25 protein-coding genes and 1 pseudogene are annotated in these 26,091 nt (G+C 61.0%); 15 read left to right on the top strand and 11 right to left on the bottom strand.

Annotated elements, in window-relative coordinates:
- Positions 1-112: 112 nt before the first annotated feature.
- Complete coding sequence (locus tag GSQ77_RS11045; RefSeq protein WP_158901926.1) at positions 113-793, bottom strand: alpha/beta hydrolase; 681 nt, start codon at positions 791-793, stop codon at positions 113-115.
- A gap of 18 nt (positions 794-811) precedes the next feature.
- Positions 812-1,168 carry a YidB family protein gene (locus tag GSQ77_RS11040; protein ID WP_158901924.1) on the bottom strand — a complete coding sequence of 119 codons (357 nt, stop codon included), beginning with the start codon at positions 1,166-1,168 and terminating at the stop codon, positions 812-814.
- A gap of 472 nt (positions 1,169-1,640) precedes the next feature.
- Between GSQ77_RS11040 and GSQ77_RS11035 the strand changes: the two genes are divergently transcribed.
- From GSQ77_RS11035 to GSQ77_RS10975, 13 genes and pseudogenes are all read left to right on the top strand, one after another.
- Positions 1,641-1,976: an acyl carrier protein gene (locus GSQ77_RS11035; RefSeq protein ID WP_158901922.1), complete on the top strand. Its 336-nt coding sequence runs from the start codon at positions 1,641-1,643 to the stop codon at positions 1,974-1,976.
- A complete protein-coding gene (locus GSQ77_RS11030) occupies positions 1,977-3,206 on the top strand; it encodes a beta-ketoacyl synthase (RefSeq protein WP_158901920.1) in 1,230 nt (409 codons plus the stop codon). It abuts the gene before it with no gap.
- Entirely contained in the window at positions 3,203-4,369 is a 1,167-nt protein-coding gene (locus tag GSQ77_RS11025; protein ID WP_158901918.1) for a type III polyketide synthase, read from the top strand. The genes GSQ77_RS11030 and GSQ77_RS11025 overlap by 4 nt, the downstream gene beginning before the upstream one ends.
- 1 nt (position 4,370) lies before the next feature.
- Positions 4,371-5,072, top strand: coding sequence for a methyltransferase domain-containing protein (locus GSQ77_RS11020; protein ID WP_158901916.1), 702 nt, complete (start codon positions 4,371-4,373; stop codon positions 5,070-5,072).
- A gap of 32 nt (positions 5,073-5,104) precedes the next feature.
- Positions 5,105-6,373: an NAD(P)/FAD-dependent oxidoreductase gene (locus tag GSQ77_RS11015; protein ID WP_216854879.1), complete on the top strand. Its 1,269-nt coding sequence runs from the start codon at positions 5,105-5,107 to the stop codon at positions 6,371-6,373.
- A 24-nt stretch (positions 6,374-6,397) separates the two neighbouring features.
- Positions 6,398-7,252, top strand: coding sequence for a cyclopropane-fatty-acyl-phospholipid synthase family protein (locus GSQ77_RS11010; RefSeq protein ID WP_158901912.1), 855 nt, complete (start codon positions 6,398-6,400; stop codon positions 7,250-7,252).
- 95 nt (positions 7,253-7,347) lie between these two features.
- Complete coding sequence (locus GSQ77_RS11005; RefSeq protein ID WP_158901910.1) at positions 7,348-7,908, top strand: NUDIX hydrolase; 561 nt, start codon at positions 7,348-7,350, stop codon at positions 7,906-7,908.
- A gap of 129 nt (positions 7,909-8,037) precedes the next feature.
- A complete protein-coding gene (gene aat, locus GSQ77_RS11000) occupies positions 8,038-8,766 on the top strand; it encodes a leucyl/phenylalanyl-tRNA--protein transferase (protein WP_158901908.1) in 729 nt (242 codons plus the stop codon).
- Positions 8,767-8,817: 51 nt separating this feature from the next.
- Positions 8,818-9,558 (top strand): annotated as a pseudogene (locus tag GSQ77_RS10995) (arginyltransferase); the annotation flags it as partial.
- Positions 9,559-9,917: 359 nt separating this feature from the next.
- Positions 9,918-10,955: a quinone-dependent dihydroorotate dehydrogenase gene (locus tag GSQ77_RS10990; RefSeq protein ID WP_158901906.1), complete on the top strand. Its 1,038-nt coding sequence runs from the start codon at positions 9,918-9,920 to the stop codon at positions 10,953-10,955.
- Positions 10,956-11,211: 256 nt separating this feature from the next.
- Positions 11,212-12,009: a cystine ABC transporter substrate-binding protein gene (locus tag GSQ77_RS10985; protein ID WP_158901904.1), complete on the top strand. Its 798-nt coding sequence runs from the start codon at positions 11,212-11,214 to the stop codon at positions 12,007-12,009.
- 308 nt (positions 12,010-12,317) lie between these two features.
- Positions 12,318-12,977, top strand: a complete 660-nt coding sequence (locus tag GSQ77_RS10980) for an amino acid ABC transporter permease (protein WP_158901902.1) — start codon at positions 12,318-12,320, stop codon at positions 12,975-12,977.
- A 206-nt stretch (positions 12,978-13,183) separates the two neighbouring features.
- Entirely contained in the window at positions 13,184-13,975 is a 792-nt protein-coding gene (locus GSQ77_RS10975; RefSeq protein WP_158902949.1) for an IclR family transcriptional regulator, read from the top strand.
- A gap of 145 nt (positions 13,976-14,120) precedes the next feature.
- Here the strand turns inward: GSQ77_RS10975 and pbpG are convergent, their stop codons facing one another.
- The 3 genes from pbpG to GSQ77_RS10960 all read right to left on the bottom strand — a co-directional run bounded on the left by pbpG (position 14,121) and on the right by GSQ77_RS10960 (position 17,150).
- Positions 14,121-15,299 (bottom strand): D-alanyl-D-alanine endopeptidase, encoded by a 1,179-nt coding sequence (gene pbpG / locus GSQ77_RS10970; protein ID WP_158901900.1) that lies wholly within the window; start codon positions 15,297-15,299, stop codon positions 14,121-14,123.
- Between the two features lie 172 nt (positions 15,300-15,471).
- A complete protein-coding gene (locus tag GSQ77_RS10965) occupies positions 15,472-15,921 on the bottom strand; it encodes a thioesterase family protein (RefSeq protein ID WP_158901898.1) in 450 nt (149 codons plus the stop codon).
- Positions 15,922-16,202: 281 nt separating this feature from the next.
- Positions 16,203-17,150, bottom strand: a complete 948-nt coding sequence (locus GSQ77_RS10960) for a histone deacetylase (protein WP_158901896.1) — start codon at positions 17,148-17,150, stop codon at positions 16,203-16,205.
- A gap of 406 nt (positions 17,151-17,556) precedes the next feature.
- Between GSQ77_RS10960 and GSQ77_RS10955 the strand changes: the two genes are divergently transcribed.
- Complete coding sequence (locus GSQ77_RS10955) at positions 17,557-18,117, top strand: phasin family protein (protein ID WP_158901894.1); 561 nt, start codon at positions 17,557-17,559, stop codon at positions 18,115-18,117.
- Between the two features lie 122 nt (positions 18,118-18,239).
- Here the strand turns inward: GSQ77_RS10955 and rlmD are convergent, their stop codons facing one another.
- From rlmD to surE, 6 genes are all read right to left on the bottom strand, one after another.
- A complete protein-coding gene (gene rlmD / locus GSQ77_RS10950) occupies positions 18,240-19,646 on the bottom strand; it encodes a 23S rRNA (uracil(1939)-C(5))-methyltransferase RlmD (RefSeq protein WP_158901892.1) in 1,407 nt (468 codons plus the stop codon).
- Positions 19,647-19,781: 135 nt separating this feature from the next.
- On the bottom strand, positions 19,782-20,561 hold the full coding sequence (locus GSQ77_RS10945; protein ID WP_158901890.1) for a 3'-5' exonuclease: 780 nt from the start codon (positions 20,559-20,561) through the stop codon (positions 19,782-19,784).
- Positions 20,558-21,631 carry an RNA polymerase sigma factor RpoS gene (rpoS, locus tag GSQ77_RS10940; RefSeq protein WP_254067598.1) on the bottom strand — a complete coding sequence of 358 codons (1,074 nt, stop codon included), beginning with the start codon at positions 21,629-21,631 and terminating at the stop codon, positions 20,558-20,560. The genes GSQ77_RS10945 and rpoS overlap by 4 nt, the downstream gene beginning before the upstream one ends.
- A gap of 216 nt (positions 21,632-21,847) precedes the next feature.
- Positions 21,848-22,771, bottom strand: a complete 924-nt coding sequence (locus GSQ77_RS10935; RefSeq protein WP_158902945.1) for a peptidoglycan DD-metalloendopeptidase family protein — start codon at positions 22,769-22,771, stop codon at positions 21,848-21,850.
- Positions 22,772-22,776: 5 nt separating this feature from the next.
- On the bottom strand, positions 22,777-24,054 hold the full coding sequence (locus GSQ77_RS10930; RefSeq protein ID WP_158901888.1) for a protein-L-isoaspartate(D-aspartate) O-methyltransferase: 1,278 nt from the start codon (positions 24,052-24,054) through the stop codon (positions 22,777-22,779).
- Entirely contained in the window at positions 24,051-24,842 is a 792-nt protein-coding gene (surE, locus tag GSQ77_RS10925) for a 5'/3'-nucleotidase SurE (protein WP_158901886.1), read from the bottom strand. Before surE ends, GSQ77_RS10930 begins: the two co-directional genes overlap by 4 nt.
- A gap of 256 nt (positions 24,843-25,098) precedes the next feature.
- Here surE and GSQ77_RS10920 point away from each other — a divergent pair, with 256 nt between their 5' ends.
- Entirely contained in the window at positions 25,099-26,073 is a 975-nt protein-coding gene (locus GSQ77_RS10920) for an NADPH:quinone oxidoreductase family protein (protein ID WP_158901884.1), read from the top strand.
- Positions 26,074-26,091: the final 18 nt, after the last annotated feature.

The following is a 26,091-nucleotide window of genomic DNA, read 5'->3' as shown; positions in this document are numbered from 1 at the left end:
GGGTTCACAAAAAACGCGTTGGCGGCACACTGCACTCAAACGCGGCACCCAATTCGGCATCCAAACGCCGCACCTAAGCGCCGCGCCTCAATGCGTCACTTCATGTGCCACCTCAGCCCGGCGCACCCAGCGTCTCGCGCAGCCACGCGCCGATGTCCGCAATTTCGTCCATGCACACGCTATGCGGCATCGGGTAGACATGCCAAGTCAGCGAGCATCCCTTGTCCAGCAACGTATCGCGAGCCAGTTCGCCGAGCTGTATCGGCAGCACCTCATCGTCGGTGCCGTGCGCGGCGAATATCGGCGTAGTCCGGTTGACCTCGCTGAACTCCGTTTCGATCAGGCTGAGAGACGGAATATAGGTGGACAGCGCCAGTACGCCGGCTAAGCGCTGCGGGTGCGTTAAAGCCACCGTATAAGCCATCGCGCCGCCCTGCGAAAAACCCGCAACGACAATGCGCTCGGTCGGCACGCCGCGTTCGTTTTCGCGCGCGATCAACTGGCGTACCGCATCGCGTGATCGACGCAGGCCGACCTCGTCGGCACTGCGCGCGTTGCGATCGATCGACACGATGTCGTACCAGGCCGGCATGACATAGCCGTTGTTCCAGGTCACGGGAATAGCCGGCGCGTGCGGAAAGATAAAGCGGATGCCCAGGCCGGCCGGCAGGCCCAGATGCGGCACCACGGGCACGAAATCGTTGCCATCGGCGCCCAGGCCATGCATCCAAATCACCGAGAACGTCGGGTTCGGTGCGGTTTCAATTTCAATTGCCGGAAGGTAGTCGGTCATAGTGTTGAGCTGCGGCACTTAGTTTTGCGGCGGCACCGTGCCGTCCGGTGTCGCGTTGTCGATCAATTGCGGAAGAAATTTGGCCGCAAGTTCGTTCACCATCCCAGCGGGCAAGCCCAGTTTCGCGGCCATGCTCTCCAGGCCGTCGTCGCCAAGCACGCTTTTGACTTGGTCGGCCGAAATCGGCAGATTTTGACCCGAGCCCACCCAGGAATTGACGATCTCGCCCAGACCTTGCTCGTGAAAGCGCGTCACCAGCCCGTCCAAACCACCCGGTTGCTGGTTGATGAACTCCATTACTTTGGCGCCGGCGGGATGCTGGGTCGGATCGATGTCGCCGCCGACCAGAGAAGCTAGATTACCGAGCAGACTCATTTTAAAACTCCTCAGGAAAAATTCGTACTTGATAAAAATCTCAGCCGATGAACTTCACCGGCCGTGTTCGCGCGTGGGCGCAGCCCGTGCCTGACAGAATCACAAACAGGGCCACAAACGCGGCTGCAAACAGATCCACGACAGACCTGCAAACGGGTCCATTCTGCCGTTTTTTGGTGAAGGCGAAAAGAAAACACACGGAAACATGCCCTTCATGCATCTTTCATGGTCCAACCTGGCGTGGAATTTTGAGATAAACCCGGTGCGCCGATGTGATATTTCGTAACACAGCGCAAGCCCCCGTATTTGCTGCATGAAACCGTGACGTGTAGCCATCCTGAATCATGCGATAGCCCCGCGAAGCCCCGTCCAGCGGAACTTCCGGCGTGCGTGGGACTCTTCCTGTATAACATTTCTAGTACGCTGTTCAAACACAAAGACCGGTGATTTCGGCCTTTTACCAGGATCGCTTATGAGCGCACTCGATGTACTCGCCGATAATACCGGCGCGCCGCACGCCGATGAAGATCCGCGAGTGAACACCATTCTCGATATCGTCGCGAAGGAAACCCGCATCGAGCGCGCCAATTTACGCCTCGATGTGCGCACTGACGATCTTGGCATCGCCTCGCTGGATCTGACCATGGCGGTATTCGAAATCGAATCGCACTTCAAGATCGAGATCCCGATGGTGGCCGGCGACACCGATGCGGAATTCGTCACGGTCGGCGCGCTGGTGCGCCACGTTATCTCGGTGCTCGACCGAGCCGCCCAAAATGCGCCCGGCGCGGCCGCGGCGGGGATCTAGTTGAACAACAATCCGCGGCGGGTGGCCATCACTGGTCTGGGTGCGATCGCGGCGCTCGGCCATGACGTACCGACCTTGTGGCGCGCCCTGCAGGCCGGCGAATGTGGGATCCGCCCGATCGCCAACATTACGTCGGCGCGGCTGAACGCCAAGAATGCTGCCGAAGTCATCGGTTTCGATGCAAGCGCCCATTTCGATGCGCGGCGCTTACCGATGCTGGATCGCACGTCGCAACTCGCGTTGGTCGCCGCGCGCGAGGCCATGCGGGAGGCGCTTCCCGATGGTCTTGCCGTAGCGGGCTATGCCCCTCAGCGCTGCGGCGCGATCTTGGGCGCAGGCATCGGCATCGAGACTTTCGATAGCGCCTACCAGACACTGTATGGCGAAGGCTCGAACCGGCTGCATCCGCTGACGGTGCCACGCATCATGCCCAATGCGCCCGCGAGCCACGTGTCGATCGAATTCGGTTTGCGCGGCCCTTGTTTCGCGACGGCTTCGGCATGTGCATCCTCGACTCACGCGCTGGGTCTGAGCTTCCAGATGATACGCAGCGGCATGCTCGACCTGGTCGTGTCGGGCGGCAGCGACGCTTCGATCACGGTCGGATTTATGAAAGGCTGGGACGCACTGCGGGTGCTGAGTCCCGACGCGTGCCGGCCATTTTCCAAAGACCGCACGGGACTCGTGATCGGCGAAGGCGCGGCGATTTTTGTGCTCGAGGAGTGGCAGCATGCGCTAGAGCGCGGCGCGACGATCCACGGCGAAATGGTCGGCTTCGGCATGAGCGCGGACGCCGCCGACATGACGGCGCCCGACGCGGCCGGCGCCGCTCAAGCCATCGAGGCAGCGCTCGCCGACGCGGGCCTGAGGCCCGAGCAGGTGGACTATATCAACGCGCATGGCACCGGCACACGGTTGAACGACCGCACCGAAACAGCGGCGTTGATGCAGGTGTTCGACGCCCATACACAACGACTGGCAGTCTCATCGACCAAGTCGATGCTTGGCCATTGCCTGAATGCTGGCGGCGCGCTGGAAGCGCTCGCGACGGTACTCTCGCTGCGCGACGGCGTGATTGCACCCACCATCGGTTTTCGCGAAGCGGACCCGGAATGCGCGATCGACTGTGTGCCTAATCAGGCGCGAGTCATGCCTATCGCGGTCGCACTTTCCAATTCGTTTGCATTTGGCGGCCTGAATGCGGTATTGGCTTTACGGAGCGTGGCATGAGTTTGACGCATAAGAGTCTGGCCTACATCAACGGGATCGGTACCGCCGTGCCCGATCACGATATTCATCTACCGTTTATTGCGCTCGCACGCACGTTGCTCGCCGACGAGAAAACCCGCACGGTGTTCGACCGCATGGCCGAGCGGGCCGGCATTACACATCGCTATTCGTGTTTGCGGGCGGGCAATCTGGAGGCTGGCGAAATCGACTCGACCGGCTTTTATCGACGTGGCGATTTCCCCGGCACCGCGACACGCATGGCGCTGTACGAAAGCCAGGCGCTGCCGCTTGCGCAACGTGCGGTCGCGGCGCTGGAATTGGGCGCCGACCTTGCGCGCGTGACCCATCTGGTCGTGGCGTCGTGCACCGGTTTCTCCGCGCCCGGGCTGGACTTGCAGCTCGCGCAACGGCTCGGTTTGCGGGCCGATGTCGAACGCACGTTGATCGGCTTCATGGGATGTTCGGCTGCACTGCCCGCGCTGCGCGCAGCACATCACGCAGTGCGCTCGGACCCTGCGGCGCGCGTACTCGTCGTCAACCTGGAGTTGTGCACGCTGCATCTGCAGGAAACATCGGACCTGGAGCAGGTGCTCTCGTTCCTGTTGTTCGGCGACGGCGCCTCGGCCGCCCTGGTCACGGCCGACGCATCCGGCATTGCGTTGGACGACTTCCGAGCCCAGGTGATACCGGATAGCGCCGATCTGATCACCTGGCAAATTGGCGACCAAGGCTTTCGGATGTATTTGTCGGGGCGCGTGCCGGGGCGCATCGCCCAGGCGCTGCGCAGCGAGCAACGCAATGACGACCCGGGCGGTTTGCTGCGCGGCGCGCAAGCCGCCGAGTTTGATTTATGGGCGGTCCATGCAGGAGGGCGCACCGTGCTCGATGCGGTCGAACTCGGGCTGGCGCTGCCGCCCGGTGCCCTGCGAACTTCGCGCGAGGTGCTGCACGATTACGGCAATATGTCATCCGCCACGGTGATGTTCGTGCTGCAGCGCATGTTGCGTGATGCGTGGAGCCCGAGCAAGATAGCGCGTGCTGGAGACACCCTACCCCCCGGAACCGCAGCCGCCACGCAAGCCACGGCGGGCAAACGCGGCATAGCGATGGCGTTCGGGCCCGGCATGGTCGCTGAGACCATGCGCTTTCGCATGGCGGCTTGAGATGACCGATCTATCCGAACGCAGCACACGCGATGAGCTGATGGATGGCCCCGGGGTCAGCCGCGCCGACTACGAGCGCTGCCTCGCCGATCTCGAGAAGGTCAACCGGCTGACATTGACGCACCGACCCACGCTCAAATGGCTGGATCGAGCGGTCAAGGGCCTGCCGCTGGACACGCCGGTGACTATCCTCGACGTTGCGTGCGGCCATGGCGACTTGCTGCGCACGATCTACCTTTGGGCGCACCACCGCGGCCGGCGCGTGGTATTGCAGGGGCTGGACATGAATCCGGCGAGTGCGCTGGCTGCGCGCGCGGTCACCCCGCAGCAGATGCCGATTACCTATCGCACCGGCGACGTGTTCGCCGACGTGCCTGAGCCGCGACCCGACTTTATCGTGAGTTCGCAATTTACTCATCACTTGAGCGATGCTCAGGTGCTGACGTTTCTGCAGTGGCTGGAGCGTTATGCTCAGCGCGGCTGGTATATCGCCGATTTGCACCGGCACGCGGTGCCGTACTATGGGTTTCGGATCCTGGCGACGCTTGCCGGTTGGCACCGCATTGTGCGCTATGACGGCACCGTTTCGATCGCACGCAGCTTCAGGCATGACGAATGGCAAGCGCTGTTGGCCCGCGCGGGCGTGCAGGCCGAAATCCGCTGGCATGTCCCGTTCCGGCTGTGCGTGGGACGTCTGAAATGAAACGCGCGTCAGGCTGCGCTTCGGATCATGCTTTGGACCATGCTTTGAATCCGGTTTCGAACGACGCTTCGAACCCGAATTCGCCCCCCACGCAGGCGCGCGTCTTGATCGCAGGTGGCGGTCTGGCAGGCGCGGCGGCGGCCTGCTGGCTGGCTCAAAACGGTAAATCGGTGCTGCTGCTCGAACGTGAGAGTGAAACCGGTGACAAAATTTGCGGGGAATTTTTAAGCGCCGAAGCGCAGCACTATCTGGGCCGGCTTGGGCTCGATCCACTCGCGCTCGGTGCCCATCCGATCACGCACCTGCGGTTAGTGCGGGCGGGACGCAGTGTCGCAGTCACGCTTCCGTTTAGAGGCTTGGGGCTGTCACGCCGCGTGCTCGACGCCGCGCTGCTCAGACGCGCCGAGCAATGCGGTGCGCAAGTCCGGCGCGGGCAACAGATTATTTCGGCGACGCGCGTCAGCACGAGCGAACTCGAAGGCCAAGACGCACCCGGCACGACACGCCCTGCTCGCTGCGACACGCGGTGCTGGCGAATCGAGCTCGCTGGTCACGCCACCGAATATGCGCCCACGCTGTTTCTCGCCACCGGCAAGCACGACGTGCGCACACTCAAACGCGAACTGCGTTCGCCGCCCGAGGATTTGGTCGGCTTCAAGACCTACTTCGCGCTATCGCCCGAGCAAACGCGTGCCTTGCAGCACCACGTCGAAGTCGTCATGTTCGAACATGGGTATGCGGGCTTGCAACTGGTCGAGAACGGGCGCGCCAACCTGTGCCTGCTCGCCGAACGCGATTGGCTGCAAGCGCATGGCGCCCAGTGGGACGGCCTGCTTGCGGCGTTGCTGGCCGTGAGCCCGCACTTGCGAGCGCGCCTGGACGGTGCGCGTGCGTTGCTCGACAAAGCGCTGTCGATCTATCGGGTGCCTTACGGCTACGTACACCGGCCGCGCGTGGACGCGCCAGCCGAACTCTATCGATTGGGCGATCAGGCTGGCGTGATTCATTCGTTTTCGGGCGACGGTATGTCGATCGCGCTGCATAGCGCGGCACTGGCCACGCAGGCCTATCTCGAACACCGCGGCCCCTTGGCCTATCACCAGCGCATCGAGCGCGACCTCGGCGGCCAGATCGGCCGTGCGATGGCGCTCTATCGGCTCGCGCGCCGCCCCACCGGGCAACGGTTGTTGATGCGCCTGGCCCAGCACTGGCCCGCTAGCCTACAACTGGCCGCCTCGCTCACCCGCGTGTCGCCGCGTGCGCTGCTGCGAAGCTCTGCACTTCAAAGCTCAGCGCCTTGAAAGGCCCACTACGAACCCACTACGATGATCCTCCCCAAGCAAGCTCAAACGACCGCAGCCGTGGCACGGCATTACGACGAGCTCGATCCGTTCTATCGCGAGATCTGGGGCGAACACGTTCATCACGGTTACTGGGAAAGTGGCAACGAGACGCCCAGCGAAGCGGCTAACGCACTGGTCGATCTACTCTGCGCGCGCCTGCAGTTGACGCCCGGGATGCGCGTTTGCGATATCGGTTGCGGCTACGGCGCAACGGCACGACGCTTGGCCGAACTGCATCAAGTCGACGTCGACGGCTTGACGGTATCCCAAGCACAAGCCAGCCATGCGGCGCGGCACACCGTGGCGCACGGCAGTGTGACGATCCAATGCCACGATTGGTTGAGCAACCCGTTTGCGCACGCGAGCTTCGAGCGTGCCTACGCGATCGAAAGCTCGGAGCATATGCTCGACAAGCAGGCGTTTTTCGACCAGGCCTATCGAGTGCTCAAACCGGGGGGCATGCTGGCGATATACGCATGGCTCGCCTGCGACCAGCCGCAGCCGTGGGAAGTGCGTCATCTGCTCGAACCGATCTGCCGCGAGGGCCGCCTGCCCAGCATGGGCGACGAGCAAGACTATCGCCGGTTCGCGCAACACAGCGGCTTCACTGTGGCGAGCGTGACGGATTTGAGTGTACAAGTGCGCAAGACCTGGGCCATCTGTCTGCGGCGCCTGGCCGGCAAAGTCTGCACCGACGCGGCCTATCTGCGTTATCTGTTCGATCGCCGCGCCTCGAATCGGGTGTTTATCGTGACCTTGTTCAGGTTGCTGGTCGCGTACCGAACGGGTTCGATGCGTTATTGCCTGCTGGTATTGCACAAGGCACCAGCGCGTTGAAGCACTGGGTTGGAGAGCACCGGCGATGTTACACTTCTGCGATCGATTCCAGCCGTCAGCCGTTTCCGGTCCCCTGTCTTTGGTTCCTCTGCCCGATGAAATATTGTTCCGTTTGCGCCCATCCGGTTAGTCTGCAGATCCCTCCGGGAGACAGCCGGGAACGGTTCGTCTGCAACGCATGCGGCACGATTCACTACGAAAACCCGCGTAACGTCGTGGGCACGATTCCGGTGTGGCAGGATCAGGTTCTGCTCTGCCGCCGCGCGATCGAGCCGCGGCACGGTTTCTGGACGCTGCCGGCAGGCTTCATGGAGCTGGGCGAAACAACCGCGCAAGGCGCGATGCGCGAAACCCTGGAAGAAGCCGGCGCGCGCATCGAGTTGCAAGCCTTGTTCTCGCTGCTCAACGTCCCTCACGTCAATCAAGTGCATCTGTTTTATCGAGCCCGGCTGCTCGACCTGGACTTCGCTGCGGGCGAAGAAAGCCTGGAGGTCCGCATGTTCACCGAAGCCGAGATTCCTTGGGACGAATTGGCCTTCGCCACCACGGCGCAAACGCTGCGCTTTTATTTTGCCGATCGCGAGAAAGGCCATTACGGCATGCACACTGGCGACGTCATGCGGCCCTTGCGTGCGGCGGGCCAGGGTGCACATTAAGGTGCAAACTGCGCTGCAGACTGCGGTGCCGGCTAAATTGCCCGCTAAAGTGCCCACTCGAGTGCAGCCGAAGATGCAGGCTCAGGATAAGGCCAGGGCCAAGCCCGCGGCCACGGCGGGCCTCGCGCCATGATCACCTGGCTGGATCGCGACGCGCCGTTTCCACCGGTAGAACGCGCGCTGGGCGTCAACAGCGGCGCCAATGGACTGCTTGCCGCGAGCGCCGACCTAGCGCTGCCGCGTTTATTGAACGCCTATCGCAACGGCATTTTCCCATGGTATTCGGACGGCCAGCCAGTGCTGTGGTGGAGCCCCGACCCACGCATGGTGCTGCGGCCCGACACGTTCAAAATTTCCGTTTCTCTACGCAAAACACTGCGGCGCGTGCTGCGCGACCCCGACTGGGAAATTCGCGTCGACGCCGGTTTCGCCGACGTGATGCGTGCGTGTGCGAACGTTTCCCGCAACACACAAACGGGCACCTGGATCACCGCCGATGTGATCGCCGGGTATAGCGCACTGCATGCGGCGGGCTACGCGCACAGTGTCGAAACGTGGCACCGGGGCGAGCGAGTCGGCGGACTTTACGGGGTCGGAATTGGCGCGATGATGTTCGGTGAATCGATGTTCGCGCTGCGCACCGATGCGTCGAAAATTGCCCTCGCCGCACTGGTCGGCCACGCGCGACGGCATGGCGTGGAAATGATAGACTGCCAGCAAAACACCGCGCATCTGGCGTCGCTGGGTGGTTGCGAAATTCCCCGCGGGCATTTTCTCGCGGCGTTGCGCAGCGCGGTTGCACAGGCACCGGTCGCTTGGCGCTTCGATAAATCGGCGTTGCTCGCAACACTCGATTAGCGAGGCCAGCCGACACCGGAACACCGGGTTCAACGTGCAGAGGGCTACAGTGTGACCCACCCCAACGAGCTGCCACTCTCACCGCTTTCCGCGTTGCAATTTTACGCAACCGCGCCCTATCCCTGCAGCTATCTGGATGGCCGCGTCGCTCGCTCGCAAGTGGCCACGCCCAGCCACCTGATCAATTCCGATATCTATACCGAATTGGTGCGTGCCGGCTTCCGGCGCTCGGGCGTATTTACCTATCGACCATACTGCGATGGATGCCGGGCGTGCATCCCCGTGCGTATTGCGGTCGAACACTATCAACCGAATCGCACGCAGCGCAAGGTCGCCCACCGGCTCGACGAGCTGATCGCGTCGGTCTCGCCGCTCTATTACGACGAGCAACATTACGCGCTCTATATGCGCTATCAATCGGCACGCCATGCCGGTGGCGGCATGGACCGCGACAGCCGCGACCAGTACGAGCAATTCCTGCTGCAAAGCCGAATCAACTCGCGGCTCGTCGAATTTCGTGAACCCGCGCGCCACCATGGCAGCCAAGGCCAGCTGCGCATGGTCAGCATGATCGACATCCTGGGCGACGGCATTTCGTCGGTCTATACCTTTTTCGAACCCGATATTCCCGGCACCAGTTACGGTACGTTCAATATCGTCTGGCAGATCGAGCAGGCGCGCACGCTGAAGCTGCCCTATGTGTACCTGGGGTATTGGATCCAGGAAAGCCGCAAGATGGCCTACAAGGCCAATTTCCGGCCGCTGGAAGGGTTGATCGATGGGCGCTGGACGCCGCTGGCCCCGGGTGACGATATCCCTGCCGGCACTGGCGAACGACCCGGCGAGCATGGCACGCTCGATGAGACCGCGATGCTCTGGCCAACCGGTGCGGCCTCGAGGCCGCCCGATCAACCGACGGCGGCGAGCGCGCAGCCGCGCATCGATATCGGCCGGCGCGGCGACGAGTTCAGCGATCTAGGTGGCGCAGGCGACTCCAGCGATGCAAGCGGTATAGGCGAGGTATAGGCGCGCTATAAGTGAGATATGAGCGAGCTATAAAGCGGCGACGTCGCCAACAAGGATAACAATGGGGGCGCCCGTTCGGACCCACACCCGTTAAAATAGCGGATTGCCACCTTTTTGAGCCCCTTGTGCTGAGTTCACTTTACCCGCTTGCGCGGGCACGTTTGTTTCGGATGGACGCCGAAGACGCACATCACTACACCCTCGCCGGCTTGCGCCAGTTGGGCCGTGCCGGCTTGGCCAGCTTGCTCGCACCCGCGGCCGTCAATGCGCCGCGCACGGTAATGGGCCTGAATTTTCGCAACGCCGTGGGCCTCTCGGCCGGACTCGACAAGGATGGCGCCTGCATCGACGGGCTGGCTGCGCTCGGTTTTGGTTTCATCGAGGTGGGCACTGTCACGCCGCGGCCCCAGCCCGGCAACCCGCGTCCGCGCATGTTCCGGCTGCCGCAAGCGGGTGCACTGATCAACCGGCTCGGGTTCAACAACCTGGGCGTCGACCAGTTTGTCGCGAACGTCGAAGCGGCGCGCTACAAGGGCGTCCTCGGGCTGAATATCGGCAAGAATGCCGATACGCCGATCGAGCGCGCAGCGGATGATTACCGATATTGCCTGGAACGGGTCTATCCGTTTGCCAGCTACGTCACGATCAATATTTCCTCGCCCAACACGAAGAACCTGCGTCAGTTGCAAGCCGCGGACGAACTCGACTCGCTGCTGGGCGCGCTCAAGGAAAAGCAGCAGCATTTGGCCGATCTGCATGGCAAGCTGGTGCCGCTCGTGTTGAAGATCGCGCCCGACCTCGACGACGAACAGATCAAGTCGATCGCCGGCACCGTACTGCGCCACGGCATCGATGGCGTGATCGCCACCAATACGACCTTGTCGCGCACCGCGGTGGTGGGGCTGGCCCATGCCGACGAAGCGGGCGGCCTGTCCGGTCAGCCGGTGTTCGATGCTTCCAACGCCGTGATCCGTAAATTGCACGCAGAATTGGGCAATAGCGTGCCGATTATCGGTGTGGGCGGCATTTTCTCGGGTGCGGACGCGCAAGCCAAAATAGCGGCAGGCGCATCGCTGGTCCAGCTTTATACGGGCTTGATTTATCGCGGGCCGGCACTGGTGGGCGAATGCGCGCGGGCGCTTGCCGACATGCCCGCACGCTAGATCATTGCGGCGAGGGGGGTGAGCGCGGGGCGGTGAGCGCGTTTAGACCCTGCTTGGGATGATGCTTGCGACGATGTTTGGGATGATGCCCGGGACGAGCTTGAGATGACCTCGCACCTGCAAGCGGTGAACCGTTATATCGTGATGACGATTCCGTATTTCATTTTGATGAAACGTTTTGGTTATGATGGCGGAGCTTAACCTATAACACCTCCAATAAAGCCTCAATAAAAAAGCTCACTCTCTCAGAAAAACCATGAAAACTACCCTACTGCACAAACTGCTCGCCACCGCCCTGATCGGTTTCTCGCTCGCGAGCGCCGCGGCTCACGCCGAGGATCTGCTCGATACGGTGAAGCATCGCGGCACCTTGCAGGTGGCGCTCGAAGGCACCTATCCGCCGTTCGACTCGAAAGATGCCAAGGGCGACCTGGTGGGCTACGACGTGGATGTTGCCAAGGCCGTCGCCGCCAAACTGGGCGTGAAACCGGTGTTCGTCGCGACCGAATGGAGCGGCATCATTGCAGGGCTGAAGGCCGGCAAGTACGACGTCATCGTCAATCAGGTTGGGATCACGCCGCAGCGCCAGCAGGCGTTCGATTTCTCGCCGCCCTACACCTATTCGATGCCGCAACTGATCCAGCGCAAAAACGATGATCGCAATTTCAAATCGTTGGATGACCTCAAGGGCCACAAACTCGGCGTGAGCCTGGGCAGCAATTACAACGACATGGCCAAGGCGGTTGCCGGCGTGCAAGTGGTGACCTATCCGGGTGCGCCTGAATATTTGAGCGACCTCGCCGCTGGACGCATCGACGCCGCGCTGAACGACCGCCTGATGCTCGCGTACTTGCTCAAGACGTCGCCGTTGCCGCTGCGCACGGGCGCAACCGTGGGCGATCATGTGGAAATGGGTATTCCGTTCAACAAAGGCAATCCGAAATTCGCCCAAGCTATGAACGACGCCATCGCCTCCTTGGAAAAGGACGGCACGCTGACCAAAATTTCGCAAAAATGGTTCGGTATCGACGTCAGCAAGCCAATCACGCAATAAAATCCCGGGTGTTGCTTGAGCATCGACGCTCAGATGCCGGCGGAGCACGCGCCGGCGAGTCAAACGTCGGTGAGTCAAACGTCGACGGGCCAAGCGTCGACGGGCCAAGCGTCGACGGGCCAAGCGTCATCAAGCGCTGAAGTTTGAGCCGGGAAACCTGAACGGGGTGGCTCAAGTCCGCCCCGTTTTCTTTGAACTTCTTGCCGCGCTGGTGGCTGATTTCGCGGCTAATTTTGGCGGCCAACCCGCGTCAAATCGCTTTCCACACGTTGTTATTTTCACCCGTTTAGCCTGGATAACCCGCCACCATGTCCATCTTCGATCTGTTGCTCCAGTCCGTGCCAGTCTTGCTGGCCGGCGCGCTGCTGACGATCAAGTTCGCGGTATTGTCGATGCTCTTCGGACTCGCCGCCGCCATGCTGGTCACGCTGATGGGCGTCAGTACCTATCCCGCCCTGCAGCGCATCGCCCGATCCTACGTCAGCATCATGCGCGGCACGCCGTTGCTGGTGCAGATCTTCGTGATCTACTACGGCCTGCCTAGCCTCGGACTCTCGCTGGGGCCAACTACGGCGGGTGTGCTGGCCTTGTCTGCCAATGTCGCCGCGTATCTATCCGAAAGCATGCGCGGCGCCATCCTGGGGATCAACCGTGGGCAATGGCTGGCCGCCTACAGCTTGGGCCTGAGCCGCCTCGATACACTACGCTACGTGGTCGCGCCACAGGCGTTGCGCCTGGCGATTCCGAGCTTGGGCAACAGCCTGATCAGCCTGGTGAAGGACACCTCGCTGGTCTCGGTGATTACGGTCACGGAACTGCTCAGAAGCGCCCAGGAGGTGATCGCGGCGACCTTCCAGCCACTACCCCTGTACCTCGGCGTCGCGGCCGTCTACTGGGTGCTATGCACCGCGCTCGAATTATTTCAACGCTGGTTGGAGCGGCACCTGGCACTCCCAGGGCAGCACTGAACGGCCTCTAGTTCGGCTGCATCGCCACCGCATACCCGTCACGTAGCCACCTCGTCGCCACACTCGCAACGCGCGTTCGGTCACTCTTTTTTTCGAGCGAGCACGACGTGAATTTCACTATATGATATAAAATTACGATCCTGTTCATCTATGTCTACGTACCAGGAGACTGACCCATGAACCTTGACCCCGCGAGCCTGGACCCGATCAGCAACGTCGTCCCCGAGGCCAAGACCTCGATCCAGGTGATCGAGCGCATGATGCGACTGCTCGACAGTCTGGCTGCCCATAGCGACCCGGTCAGCCTGAAAGAGTTGGCACGCGGCACCGAACTCCATCCCTCGACGGCTCACCGCATCCTGAATGACATGGTGACGTGCCGCCTGGTGGATCGCTCGGATCCCGGCACGTATCGCTTGGGCATGCGCCTGCTGGAATTGGGCAATCTGGTCAAAGCGCGCCTGTCGGTACGCGATGCGGCGTTGGGTCCCATGCGCGATCTGCACCGCCTCACCGGGCAAACCGTGAATTTGTCGGTACGCCAGGGCGACGAAATCGTTTATATCGAACGCGCTTACAGTGAACGCTCCGGCATGCAGGTCGTGCGTGCGATCGGTGGTCGCGCGCCTTTGCATCTGACTTCAGTGGGGAAGCTGTTCCTGGCCGCCGACGAAGCGACCCGGGTCCGGGCTTACGCAACGCGCACCGGTTTGGCTGGGCATACGCAAAACAGCATCACCGATCTGACCAAGCTCGAACGCGAACTGGTTCATGTGCGCGAGCAGATGTGCGCGCGTGACAACGAAGAACTCGAGTTGGGCGTGCGTTGTATCGCGGCAGGCATCTATGACGATACCGCCAAGCTGGTTGCAGGGCTGTCGTTGTCGGCGCCGGCGGATCGTCTGCAGGATTCATGGTTGCATCATCTGAGCGAAACGTCGTTGCAGATTTCGCGGGCTTTGGGGTACGCGATGGCTACCGCGGCAGCGGCTACCTGATCAGACGCCAAGCCAGATACAAGCCAGGCATCAGGCAAGATCAAAGGAAAGACCTTAGAAAAAAACTTTAAAAAAAATGCTCCCGAAGGAGCATTTTTTATGCGGTACCGGAATCATCCGGCCATCGTATGTGGCACGCTGCGTATCAGGTGCCCGCGTGCATGCCCTCGGCACTGGTCACGCGCTGCACGCCACCCAGACCCAGCCAGGTATGTACGCGCTCGGCATCACCCACTCGCGAATACTTGCCCACTGAATCGAGCAGCACCATGATGACCGGCCGATCGCGTACTGTTGTCTGCATCACCATGCACTCACCCGCCTCATTGGTAAAGCCGGTCTTTTGCAGGCCGATTTGCCAACCGGGGTTACGAACCAGTGCATTGGTGCTGCCATAGTGCAAGGTGCGCGTGCCGGGATGAACGTCATAGGCAACGTCGGTCGAGAATTCGCGGATCTGCGGATACTGATACGCCGCGCTCACCATTTTCACCAGGTCGCTAGCGCTCGACGTATTGGGACTCAAACCGGTGGGGTCGAGAAAATGCGTGTTGGTCATGCCGAGTTCGAGCGCTTTTTTGTTCATCGCAGCCACAAAACCCGGACGGCCGCCCGGGAAGTAACGCGATAGCGCCGCGGCGGCACGATTTTCAGACGACATCAGCGCGATATGCAGCATGTCTTCACGCGACAACCGCGAGCCCACAGACAAGCGCGAACCGGTGTTTTTCTCGTAGTCGCGATCGGCGTCGGTCACTTCGACCACTTCGTCCATGGCGGCTTTGGAGTCGAGGACAACCATCGCCGTCATCAATTTGCTGATCGATGCGATCGGCATCACCTCGGTGGAATTTTTCTCGTACAGCGCTTCATGCGTATTCTGATCGACCACCAAGGCGGCGTTCGAGCGCAAAGCGAGCACGCTCACGCTGCCTTCGGGTTCGCGCATCCGAAACGCTTGGCTGTGAGAGGGCGAAAACGCAATTCGGCTGACATGCGCGCGTCGCTCGCCCGGCTCCATGGTGAATGTCACGCGTTTGCGCAGGTGCGGGGGGATGACGGCCGGTTTAGGGCCGCCCGTGCGGATGAACGTAGCGGGTTGGGGTCCACCCGTCGTCTTGAGCAGATGCGCTTTCTTGGCTTTTTTGCCCGCCGCTGGGATATCCGGGGTTGCAGCAGGATGTTTGACAGTTGCCGCAGCCGCTACGGGCGCGGTCATCAAGGTCAGCGGAACGGCCAGCCCGGCCGCCATCAAGCTCGCCATTGCTGGCCTGGCGAAGCGTAGCGCCAGGCTCTGTAGCGACAAAAATGGATTGTTTTTCATTTGAAATTCGAAGAAGTTGACCGCTACCATCCAACGCATGAATGGAAGCAAGTGTATTGAATCACATAAAAATAAGCAATATTAAGTACTTACGTTTGTTATTTAAACCACGATCTGAGGCGCTGACACGGTGCTGGCCGACGGCTCAAGCCCAGCTCCGCAGTCTTCGTCTCTAATCGGTATCCGGGGCGCTCAGCAGCGGCACCAATGCGTCGCGTAACGGCGTCGGCAGAGGCGTCGGGCGTCGCGACAGCCGTTGTACATAGACGTGAACGAGATGTCCTTGCGCCGAAGCGCGGCTCTCTGCGTCACGAAACAGCCCGATTTCGTAACGCACGCTGCTATTGCCGAGATGGGCGATCCGTAGACCCGCGCTAAGCTGATCCGGAAACGCGATCTCGCTGAAAAAATCACAATGGGTGGCGACCACCAGCCCGACCACTTCGCCGCCCGTCGGATCCAACACGCCCTGTTCGATCAGGTAGCGATTAACGACCGTATCGAAGTAGCTGTAATAGACCGTGTTGTTCACATGTCCGTAAACGTCGTTATCGGACCAACGGGTCTGGATCGCCAGAAAATGGGGGTAGGCCTCGCGGGATTCGGCTAAAGGACGTGGCATTTCTGGAGCGGCGCAGTTCGGAACAGCGGCGGATGAGTGTGTACCCAAATTCAAATTCAAGCCCGCTTGCGGGCAGCTTCACAGCATTTGCTTCGATCGCCGACGGCAGCCAAAAAACTCGGCAAACGCTGAACTGTGCCGGTAGATGCCAGGCCTGTCAACCGGCTTTAATCCGGGCCTAATTTATAGTATTCCAGCGTCCAGATTCGAGTGTCGCTATGGCTCAACGATGGCCGAATCGACAGATTAATTGGCCGCTGAATCGGGAATCGAGGTGGAAGTTAGGCGATGGCCCGCCGTGCATGTGCCACGAATTTTCGTTGATACGCCGCGGCCAATTGAACAGTGCGCAAGTGGATGTCGACGGTCTCGTCGATATCGCGCCCGTAGCCACCCGCCATCGTCACGGCGACCGGGATGTGCCGCGCAGAGGCCGCGTCGAAGACACAGGCGTCGCGTTGCTCGAGACCGGCCTGGCTCAAACCCAACCTCCCAAGTCGATCGCCGTGGTGAGGGTCCGCGCCTGCGAGGTAAATGATCAAGCGCGGCGTGCCCCAGGCAAATACCTGCTCGAGCGCGCCGCCCAGCGCCTGCAGATACGCATCGTCCTCGCAGCCGTCGGGCAGCGCGATATCGAGGTCGCTGCGCGCCTTGTGAAACGGGTAGTTACGTTCGCCGTGCAGTGACAGCGTAAATACGGTCGGATCGTCGCAAAAAATCGAGGCGGTGCCGTTGCCTTGGTGGACATCGAGATCGACTATCGCAACCGGGAAATCCGTGGCCCCTGCCGCCAATGCCCGCGCGTCGTGCTGCAGCACACGCGCCGCCACCGCCGCATCGTTGAACACGCAAAAGCCCTCGCCATGCGCAGTGTGCGCGTGGTGCGTGCCGCCGGCGAGATTGACCGCGAGCCCCTCGTCGAGTGCGGCCCGGCAAGCCGCCACCGTTGCGCCCGCCGAACGCCGCGAGCGCTCGACCATCTCCGGCGACCATGGAAATCCGATCAGCCGCTGCTGCGTCGCGTCCAGGTTGCCTTGCGCGACTTGCTCGATGTAGTGCCGGCTGTGGGCCCGCTCAAGATCCCGGTCGCCCGCAATCGGCGCCTCACGCAACTCGATGTGGGCCAATTCGGCCTCCACCCGCTCACGCAACATCCGATATTTCTGCATCGGGAATCGGTGCCCTGGCGGTAGTGGCAAAACAAATTCATCGCTGTAAAATACTTTCATTTACATTACAATCGCCTAAAGCAAGCTTAGAATGCGTCCACTTCCTGGACGAACTTGCGGACCCAAATCAACGGCCGCGCCCCGCCAGCAAGGCCGTGACGCGACATAAATAAGTCATGTGAGCGTCATGCGCGCGAGCTAAGCTGTTGATTTTCCGGGATGTCGCCCTGTAAATTTTCTTCAACATAGTACTTGACATACAGCACGTATGGCATAAAATGGAATCATGTTGCAGTGCAGCATAAAGCGACCGAGCGGTATTTCAGATCGCGTCGCCAGGTATTACGTGAGAGGCCAAATCGGCAACCCACGATGTTGATGTAGTTAAACCCACGACTCCGCCAAGCACGCACAACGTGTGCTGTCCGATTAAGGACTCGAGCGGGTCGAAATTCAGGAGCATCGAATGAGTCTGTTGACCCCCGAGCAAATCGCCGCCGCCCAAAAAGCCAACCTCGAAACCCTGTTTGGTCTGACCAGCAAGGCATTCGAAGGTATCGAAAAGCTGGTTGAGTTGAACCTGCAAGTCGTTAAATCGACGCTGGCTGAATCGCACGACAACGCACAGAAAGCGTTTTCCGTAAAAGATGCGCAAGAACTGCTGCAATTGCAAGCCGGCTTGTCGCAGCCCGTCGCGGAAAAAGTTCTGTCGTATGGCCGTCACCTGTATGAAATTGCTTCGGCAACGCAGGCTGAATTCACCAAGGTTGCAGAAGCCCAGCTCGAAGAGCAAAACCGTAAGATTCAGTCGCTGGTCGACAACGTAGCCAAGAACGCACCGGCAGGTTCGGAAACCGCCGTCGCCGTGATGAAGTCGGCCATCAGCGCCGCCAACACCACGTACGAAACCGTGCACAAGGCTACCAAGCAAGCTGTTGAACTGGCTGAAACCAACATGGCAGCTGCCACCAGCGCAGCATCCAAGGCAGCTGCTGCCTCGGCTCGCGCAGCGACCCCGAAGAAGTAATTGCCTGCCACGCCCGTAGTCTCGGGCGGTCACTAGCACGACCCCCTTTCGCGAGGGCAATGCCGTCCAGTTATGCACTGGACGGCATTTTTTCATTGGAAGCCGCGATCGTGGCCGCGATGCTAAGTCGCCTCGCGTTCGAACAACGCAATCGACTCCACGTGCGAAGTGTGCGGGAACATATTGACCACGCCCGCGCCGCTCAACCGATAGCCCGCTTGATGCACCAACAGCTCGGCATCGCGAGCCAGCGTGGCCGGATTGCAGGAAACGTAGACGATCTTTTGTGGCAGTGGGCCATGCCCCGATTCCGCGATCGCGGCCAACGCCTTGGAAACCGCGAATGCCCCTTCGCGCGGCGGATCGATCAGCAGTTTGTCGAACGGCCCCAGTGCGCGGAAATCATCGCCCGTCAGTTCGAACAGATTGCGTGCCGCAAATGAAGTGCTCGACTCCAGGCCGTTTGCCCGGGCGTTCTCGCGAGCACGCTGGACCAGGATTTCACTGCCTTCGATCCCCATCACTTCACGCGACAGTCGCGCCAAAGGCAGCGTGAAATTACCCAAGCCGCAGAACAGGTCGAGCACGCGCTCAGTGCGCTGGGGTGCGAGCAAGCGCAGCGCCCGACTCACCAGGACACGATTAATCTGATGATTGACCTGGGTGAAATCGGTTGGCCTGAACGGCATGCGGATATTGAATTCCGGCAAGGTATAGGCCAGCTGCGGCGTCTTGGGATAGAACAATTCGACCGATTCCGGGCCTTTGGACTGTAACCAGAACTGCACTGGATGCGCGTGCGCAAACTCACGCACCAGCGTTTCGTCGGCGGCGCTCAGCGGCTGCAGCACTCGCAGCACGAGTGCCGTAGTCTCGCTGCCCACCGCCACTTCAATCTGCGGTATCTGGTTGAAGATCGACAGGCTGTCGATCAGCGCGCGTAGTGGCACCAACAGCGCAGACACATCGGGCGACAGCACCTCGCACGAGGTCATATCGGCGATGTATTTGCTCTTGCGCTCATGAAAGCCGATCAGCACCCCACCCTTCTTCGACACGTGGCGCACCGTCAGGCGCGCGCGATATCGATAGCCCCAGGTCGGCCCGTGGATCGGTCGGAAGATCACTTCAGCGCGCAACTTGCTCAGATGCCACAAATTGTCTTCGAGCACACGCTGCTTGACCGACAATTGGGCACGCATCTCCATATGCTGCATCGAGCAGCCGCCGCAGGTGCCGAAATAAATGCAGCCCGGCTTCACGCGCGAGGTGCTCTCGCGCAGTATCTCGACGAGTTGAGCTTGTTCGTAGCGCGCTTTCTTGACGTAGCTGGAATAGGTCACGCGCTCGCCAGGCAATGCGCCCTCGACGAACACGACCTTGCCCGCGACGCCCTCGTCGTCGCGTTGACGACCTACGCCGCGCGCGTCCATATCGAGCGATTCGATTTCGAGCTCGGGGGCCCGCCGGGACGAAGGTGAGATTAAAGACAACGCCGCTCCATGCTTTGTAGAAAATAAACAAGGCATGATTGTAGTCCAAGCTGAGCCGGTGGCACGGGCGGCCGAGCGCAGGAGTCAGGCAAAATCAGGCGAAGTCGGGAAAAGTCGAACGAAACCTGGAGAAGTCAGGCGAAATCCGAGGCAAGCCAACATCAGCCGTGATCAAGCGTCGGCAAAGGCAGCCAGGTATTGCGCCCAATGTGCGCCGGTCTCGGCAGCGAGCGCGGTCTTGACGAAAGCGACTTCGTCCGCATAGTCGTCGGCCGTGAATCCGCCGCGCATCAGCTGGTATTTGCAATACATCAGGTAGGTGTTGACGACATCGGTCTCGCAATAGGCACGAATCTCGTCGAGCCGGCCAGCCTGGAACGCTTCCCAAACCTTGCTGCCGTCCATGCCGAGTTTGCCGGGAAAGCCACAGAGTTTAGCCAGTGCATCGAGCGGTGCGCTGGCACGCGGCTGAAACGCCGCGAGCACGTCCATCAGATCGGTATGACGCGAATGATAACGGCTGATGTAATTGTTCCATTTGAATTCGCGGTCGTCCTCGCCCATGTCCCAGTAGCGCGGTGCGCTCACGCCATGGATCAAGCCGCGATAGTGCAGCACCGGCAGGTCGAAGCCTCCGCCATTCCATGACACCAGTTGCGGCGTATATTTTTCGATCACCTTGAAGAACGACTGGATCAGGCTGGCTTCGCTGTCGCCGGGCTGCCCCAGCGAGCGCACTCGCATGCCCTCGCGATCGCGAAACACACAGGAAATCGCGGCAATATGCTGCAGATGATGCGGCAGGAAATCGGAACCGGTCTTTTCGCGGCGCGCGGCAAACGCGTGTTCAGCAACGTCGTCATCGGACAGATCGGACGGCAGATCGTCGAGCTTGCGGATGCCCGCAATGTCAGGAATGGTTTCAATATCGAAAACGAGTATCGGTGTCAAAGGACGGCATCCCTGCGCACGCCATTAGAGGCGAAGTAGCGTTTTAATCTGACCAGCGCTTCCTGCTGGATCTGTCTGACCCGTTCGCGCGTCAGCCCCATTTCGTCGGCGAGTTGCTCTAGCGTTGCAGGCTCGATGTTATTGAGCCCAAAACGTCGTTCGATCACATGACGGTGTTTATCGGACAAGCGCGACAACCACGAGCGCGTCAGGATTTCGAGCTCGCGATGTTGAACCTCGGCATCGGGCGCCTCGCCATGATCGTCGGGCAGCAAATCAAGCAGGCTGCTGGCCGGATCGAAATCGAGCGGTGCGTCCAGCGATGCGGTATGTTCGTTAAGCGCCAGGATATCGGCAATTTCCTCGGGCGTCTTGCCGGTCAAATGGGCAATATCTTCGATACTCGCATCGCGCCGTTCGCCCTGTTCATTGGCATTGGCGGAGCTTTTTTCGAGAAAGCGCTTGGCGCGCAACACCTGGTTGAGTTCCCGGATCACATGCACAGGCAAGCGCACCGTGCGCGCCTGATTCATGATGGCTCGCTCGATGCTTTGCCGAATCCACCAGGTGGCGTAAGTCGAAAAACGAAAACCGCGCGCCGGTTCGAATTTTTCGATGGCATGCATCAGGCCCAGATTGCCCTCCTCGATCAGGTCGAGCAGCGGCACGCCGCGATTCAGATAGCCTTTGGCAATGCTCACGACCAAGCGCAAATTGCGCTCTATCATCACCTGGCGGGCCGCGAACTCGCCCTCGCGGGCCAACGTCGAGTAATGCTGCTCTTCCGCGACGGTCAACAGCGGTTTGACGCTGATCCGATTCAAATAGTGCTGGATGGTGTCAGCCGTCAGCTCGGCCTGCAGGATCGCCCGGAAATCGTCGGGGTCGGCTTCGGCCACCACGACCTCGGCCGCATCGCCCGATTGCGTGCCATCGCCGGCCTCCTCGCCGTCTTGCCCGTCGGACCCTTCGCGCTCGGCGCTGTCGTCCTGCGCAGCGTCTTCATCGTCAGGCTGCGAACGCACGCGCACGGGTATCTCGTGCGCGTCGCCATTAAGGCCCTTGCTGATGCCGTTGCTCGCGTCCTTGCTCATGTCCTTGCCAACGCCCCCGCTTGTGCCCCCGTTCAGTCCCTTGCTCACGCCCTCTTGAGCCGGCTCCGGGGGGCTTACATTCTTTACCGCATCGAGGCCATCGATCTGCATTCGGCTGCCAGCCCGCGCGGAACGCTCGGATTTCGCTGCCAGCGGATCAGGCTTCGATTTTGGCATGGGGCACACCTATAATTATTGAGGCGGTAAGTATTTCAAAGGATCGACAGGCTTGCCTTGCTTGCGTACCTCAAAGTGAAGCATGACACGATCCGCGTCACTATTCCCCATTGTCGCGATATTTTGTCCGCGTGTGACAGCATCCCCCTCTTTTACCAGTAAAGTCTGATTGTGCGCGTAGGCGGTCAAAAACGTTGCATCGTGTTTGACGATGATCAAATTACCGTAGCCACGCAAGCCACTGCCGGAATACACGACGCGGCCGTCAGCCGCGGCGCGTACCGGGTCGCCGGGCGCGCCGCCAATATCGACCCCTTTATTCTTGACGTCGTCGAAGCGGTTGATGATCGGGCCGCGCGCCGGCCAGATCAGCGACAGGCCTTCAACGGCATTGGGCATAGCCGAGCCCGGTGCTGACGTCGGCGGTATCGATGCAAGCGGCGCCGGCATCGGTGTCAGCGGCACGGCAGGCGGCAAGCTGCCCAGCGGTACGTTGGACTGCGGGTTGCCGCCGCCCAGCGGAGCCGACTGAACGCCGCTGCCGATAATCACCGGTGCACTCGACACGCCGGCACCCGCCAACGTCGTCGGGTTGCTGCCCGGAGGCGCCACGCGCAATAGCTGGTCGACCTCGATCTGATTGGGATTGGTCAGATTATTCCAAGTCGCGATGTCGCGATAATTCTGGCCGTTCTCGAGCGCGATACGATACAGCGTATCGCCGGGTTTGACCCGGTAGTAGCCCGGCGGCGGCGGCCCCAGCGGCGCTGGCGCTACGGGTGCTGCGTTCACCGAGCGGTCGACCACCGGCGCGTTATCGAGACGGGTCGCGCAGGCGGCCAGCGCTGAAAGCGCGAGCACACAAACGATGCGTTGCAAAACAGTGATGCGCACATTGCTGGTGTTCAGCGTTCGTGCATCCAGGTGCAATCGATTCATCGGATTCATACCACTCCGGTTTTTAAAGGGACAAAGAAAACTCGGTCGAGGCGGGATTCCCGCCACTCCGTCTGCGAAATACGTTCAATCAGTGTCAGAACCTGCTCTTCGCCACCCACGGGCGCGATCAGCCGTCCGCCGATTTCCAACTGTTCCAGTAACGCTTGAGGCACTTCAAGGCCGGCGGCGGCCAGCAAGATCGCGTCGAACGGCGCCACGGCTGGCAGGCCCAGGCGCCCATCCCCATAATGCAAGCGCAGGTTGGGCAAGCGCAGCGAGCGCAGATTGCTTTTGGCACGTTCGAATAACGGCTTGATACGCTCGATCGAATACACTTCCCGCGACACCCGGCTTAGCACCGCAGCTTGGTAGCCGCAGCCAGTACCGATTTCCAGAACCTTGTTCAGAGCGCGTCCGGCCGCCGCAAGTTCAATCATGCGTGCAACCACGGAGGGTTTCGAGATGGTCTGATGGTGCCCGATCGGCAGCGCCGCGTCTTCATAAGCCTGTGTCGCCAGTCCGGCGTCGACGAACAAATGGCGCGGAACCGTGGCGATCGCGCCGAGCACCCGTGGATCGCGAATGCCCCTGGCCCGCAGACGTTCGACCAGCCGTTCACGGACCCGGTCGGAATTGAGCACGTCATGCGTCTGCGTCGCCAGCTCGGGCGCGCGCTGCGTGCCGCGATGGTGGCGCGACAACGGCTTGACGGTCATGCTCTGGCCAGCGACCGAGGGTTTGTAATGCGCGGCGTGGGCGGGTTTGCTTGCAGGCTTCTCCGACGGCTTAAGTGTCGGTTTTAAAAATGGCTGGGTCACCTGCTTGCGTGCGGGCTGTGACGTGTGCTGTGACGTGTGCTGCGCAGCGAGCTTTGAAGCGGGTTGTGAAGCCGGCTGTGAACGCAGTTGTGAGGGGCGCTGCGAGGGCGCCTGCGAACCGAGCTGCGACTTGACCACAGGCTTCACCGCAGATTTAACGGTTGTAGTCCCAAACGGGGACTGGCTGGGCCTCAGGGCGTTCTTGACCATGGGCCGAAGCGCGGCTGGCATCAGCGGGCCCGGCGTGCCCGATTTAACGCCCGTGTGCCCGCCCGAAGCCTTGAGCGCGACCGCTGTCGCCGTAGCGGGCCGTGCCGGCGATGCCGGCCGCGGTGCGCGCTCGCTGTTCGCCGCCGCGACGCGCGTGCCACTCGGGCGCGCTGCACGACCAGTGCGATCGAGCGTGCCCGGCTTCACAACATCGGCAAGCACGAGCGGAAAGCGCTTCGAACGCTCAGTGGTCATCGGCCCGACTCCGCGGGTGCGCAATGCTCGCTGGCGCTGTCAGCCCCGCCGGCCGCCCAATCGCAAACCTCGGGCAACGAGCGGGTATCCGTCAAATCGAGTTGTAGCGGCGTGATCGATACCGCGCCGTTCACGGTTGCATGAAAGTCGGTACCGGCACTGGCGTCGCGCGCGTCACCGGCAGGCCCAACCCAGTAAATCGGCTCACCGCGCGGATTGAATTGCCGTACTACCGGTTGCGACGGATGGCGTTTGCCCAGCCGCGTGACTTGCCAGCCCTGCAACTGCGAATGCGGCAGATTAGGGATATTGACATTGAGCAGCGGCGAGCCCGACAAAGGCGCCTGCAGGTAGCGCGCCACGATATCGTGAGCGACGCGCGCCGCATCCTCGAGATGCTGCCAGCCTTTATCGACTTGAGAAAATGCGAACGCCGGAATGCCGAACAAAAAGCCTTCGGTGGCTGCCGCGACCGTGCCCGAGTAAAGGGTGTCTTCGCCCATATTCTGGCCGTTGTTGATGCCGGACACGACGATGTCGGGCCGAAAATCGAGTAAGCCGGTCAGCGCAATATGAACGCAGTCGGTCGGTGTGCCGTTCACATACCGGAAACCGTTAAGCGCCGTATAAACCGAGAGTGGCCGCGAGAGGGTGAGCGAATTCGAGGCGCCACTGCAATTTTGTTCGGGCGCCACCACGTCGATTTCGCCTAGCGGCTTGAGCGCTTCGTAAAGCGCAGCAAGGCCCGGGGCGAGATAGCCATCATCGTTGCTGAGTAGGATACGCATGCGATGATTGTAACCGAGGATGCCATCTCGAAACCGGCCCGCGCGCGCTTTGCGCACAGGCGTAGCGTGTCGCCGGCTTGCGCAGCTTCGGGCACGGGTTAGGGCATGGCTTCGTGTCAGCCGCTACACTAAACTCTCACACTGGCTGTCAATGTAAGCCATGCACAATGCACGGCAAAACACGCAGCAAAAATAATCGTGCAAATTGGCGTACACATCCCAGCACGCGCATTCACGAATATCGTCAGGAGACGCCATGCAAGCCATCGTATGTGAAAACTTCGGGCCCCCGAGTAGCCTGCGGCTCAAGACATTACCCGAACCCACCGCGGGCGCGGGTGAGGTTGTGGTCGAGATCAAGGCGGCTGCAGTGAATTTTCCCGACGTCCTGATCATCCAGAATAAATATCAGCACAAACCGGCGCTGCCCTTCACGCCAGGCTCGGAGTTCTCCGGCGTGGTACACGCGGTCGGCGCCGGCGTCAGCAGCCTGTCGCCAGGCGAGCGCGTAGCAGCGTATGTCGGCAACGGTGCGTTTGCGCAGTACATTGCGCTGCCCGCCTCGGGCTGCATCAAATTGCCTAACAACCTCGATTTCGATACTGCCGCGGCCTTCACGCTGACCTATGGTACGTCCTATCACGCCTTGGTCGATCGGGCCGGCTTGCAGGCAGGTGAAACGGTGCTGGTGCTCGGCGCGGCCGGCGGCGTCGGTCTGGCGGCCATCGAAATTGCCAAAGCACTCGGTGCGACCGTGATCGCGGCGGCTTCGAGCGATGAGAAACTGGCAGTCTGCCGCGCGCACGGCGCAGATCATTTGCTGAACTACAGTCGCGACGATTTGCGCGAGCGAGTCAAGGCTTACACCGGTGCGCGCGGTCCCGACGTGGTGTATGACCCGGTCGGCGGCAGTTTTACCGAACCGGCGTTTCGCAGCATCGGATGGCGCGGCCGATATCTGATCGTAGGCTTCGCGAATGGGGAGATTCCCAAGTTGCCGCTGAACCTGCCTTTACTTAAAGGCGCGAGCGTAATCGGCGTGTTTTGGGGCGATTTCGTCAAGCGGGAACCTGAGCGTAACGCACAGGCTATCGAAGCGCTCCTGCAGTGGATCGCGGCAGGTAAGCTCAAACCGCATGTGTCGCGGCGCTATGCGCTGGCGGACACGGCGCAAGCGCTTGACGAAATGGCGCAGCGGCGCGTGACTGGCAAGGTGCTCATCATGCCGTGAAGTGCAACGTGCCGCTCG

Origin of the sequence: Burkholderia sp. L27(2015) (assembly GCF_009765705.1) — a bacterium.
GTDB lineage: Bacteria > Pseudomonadota > Gammaproteobacteria > Burkholderiales > Burkholderiaceae > LMUX01.
The sequence above is the reverse complement of the archived record's forward strand: the minus strand, read 5'-3'. Positions and strand labels throughout refer to the sequence as shown.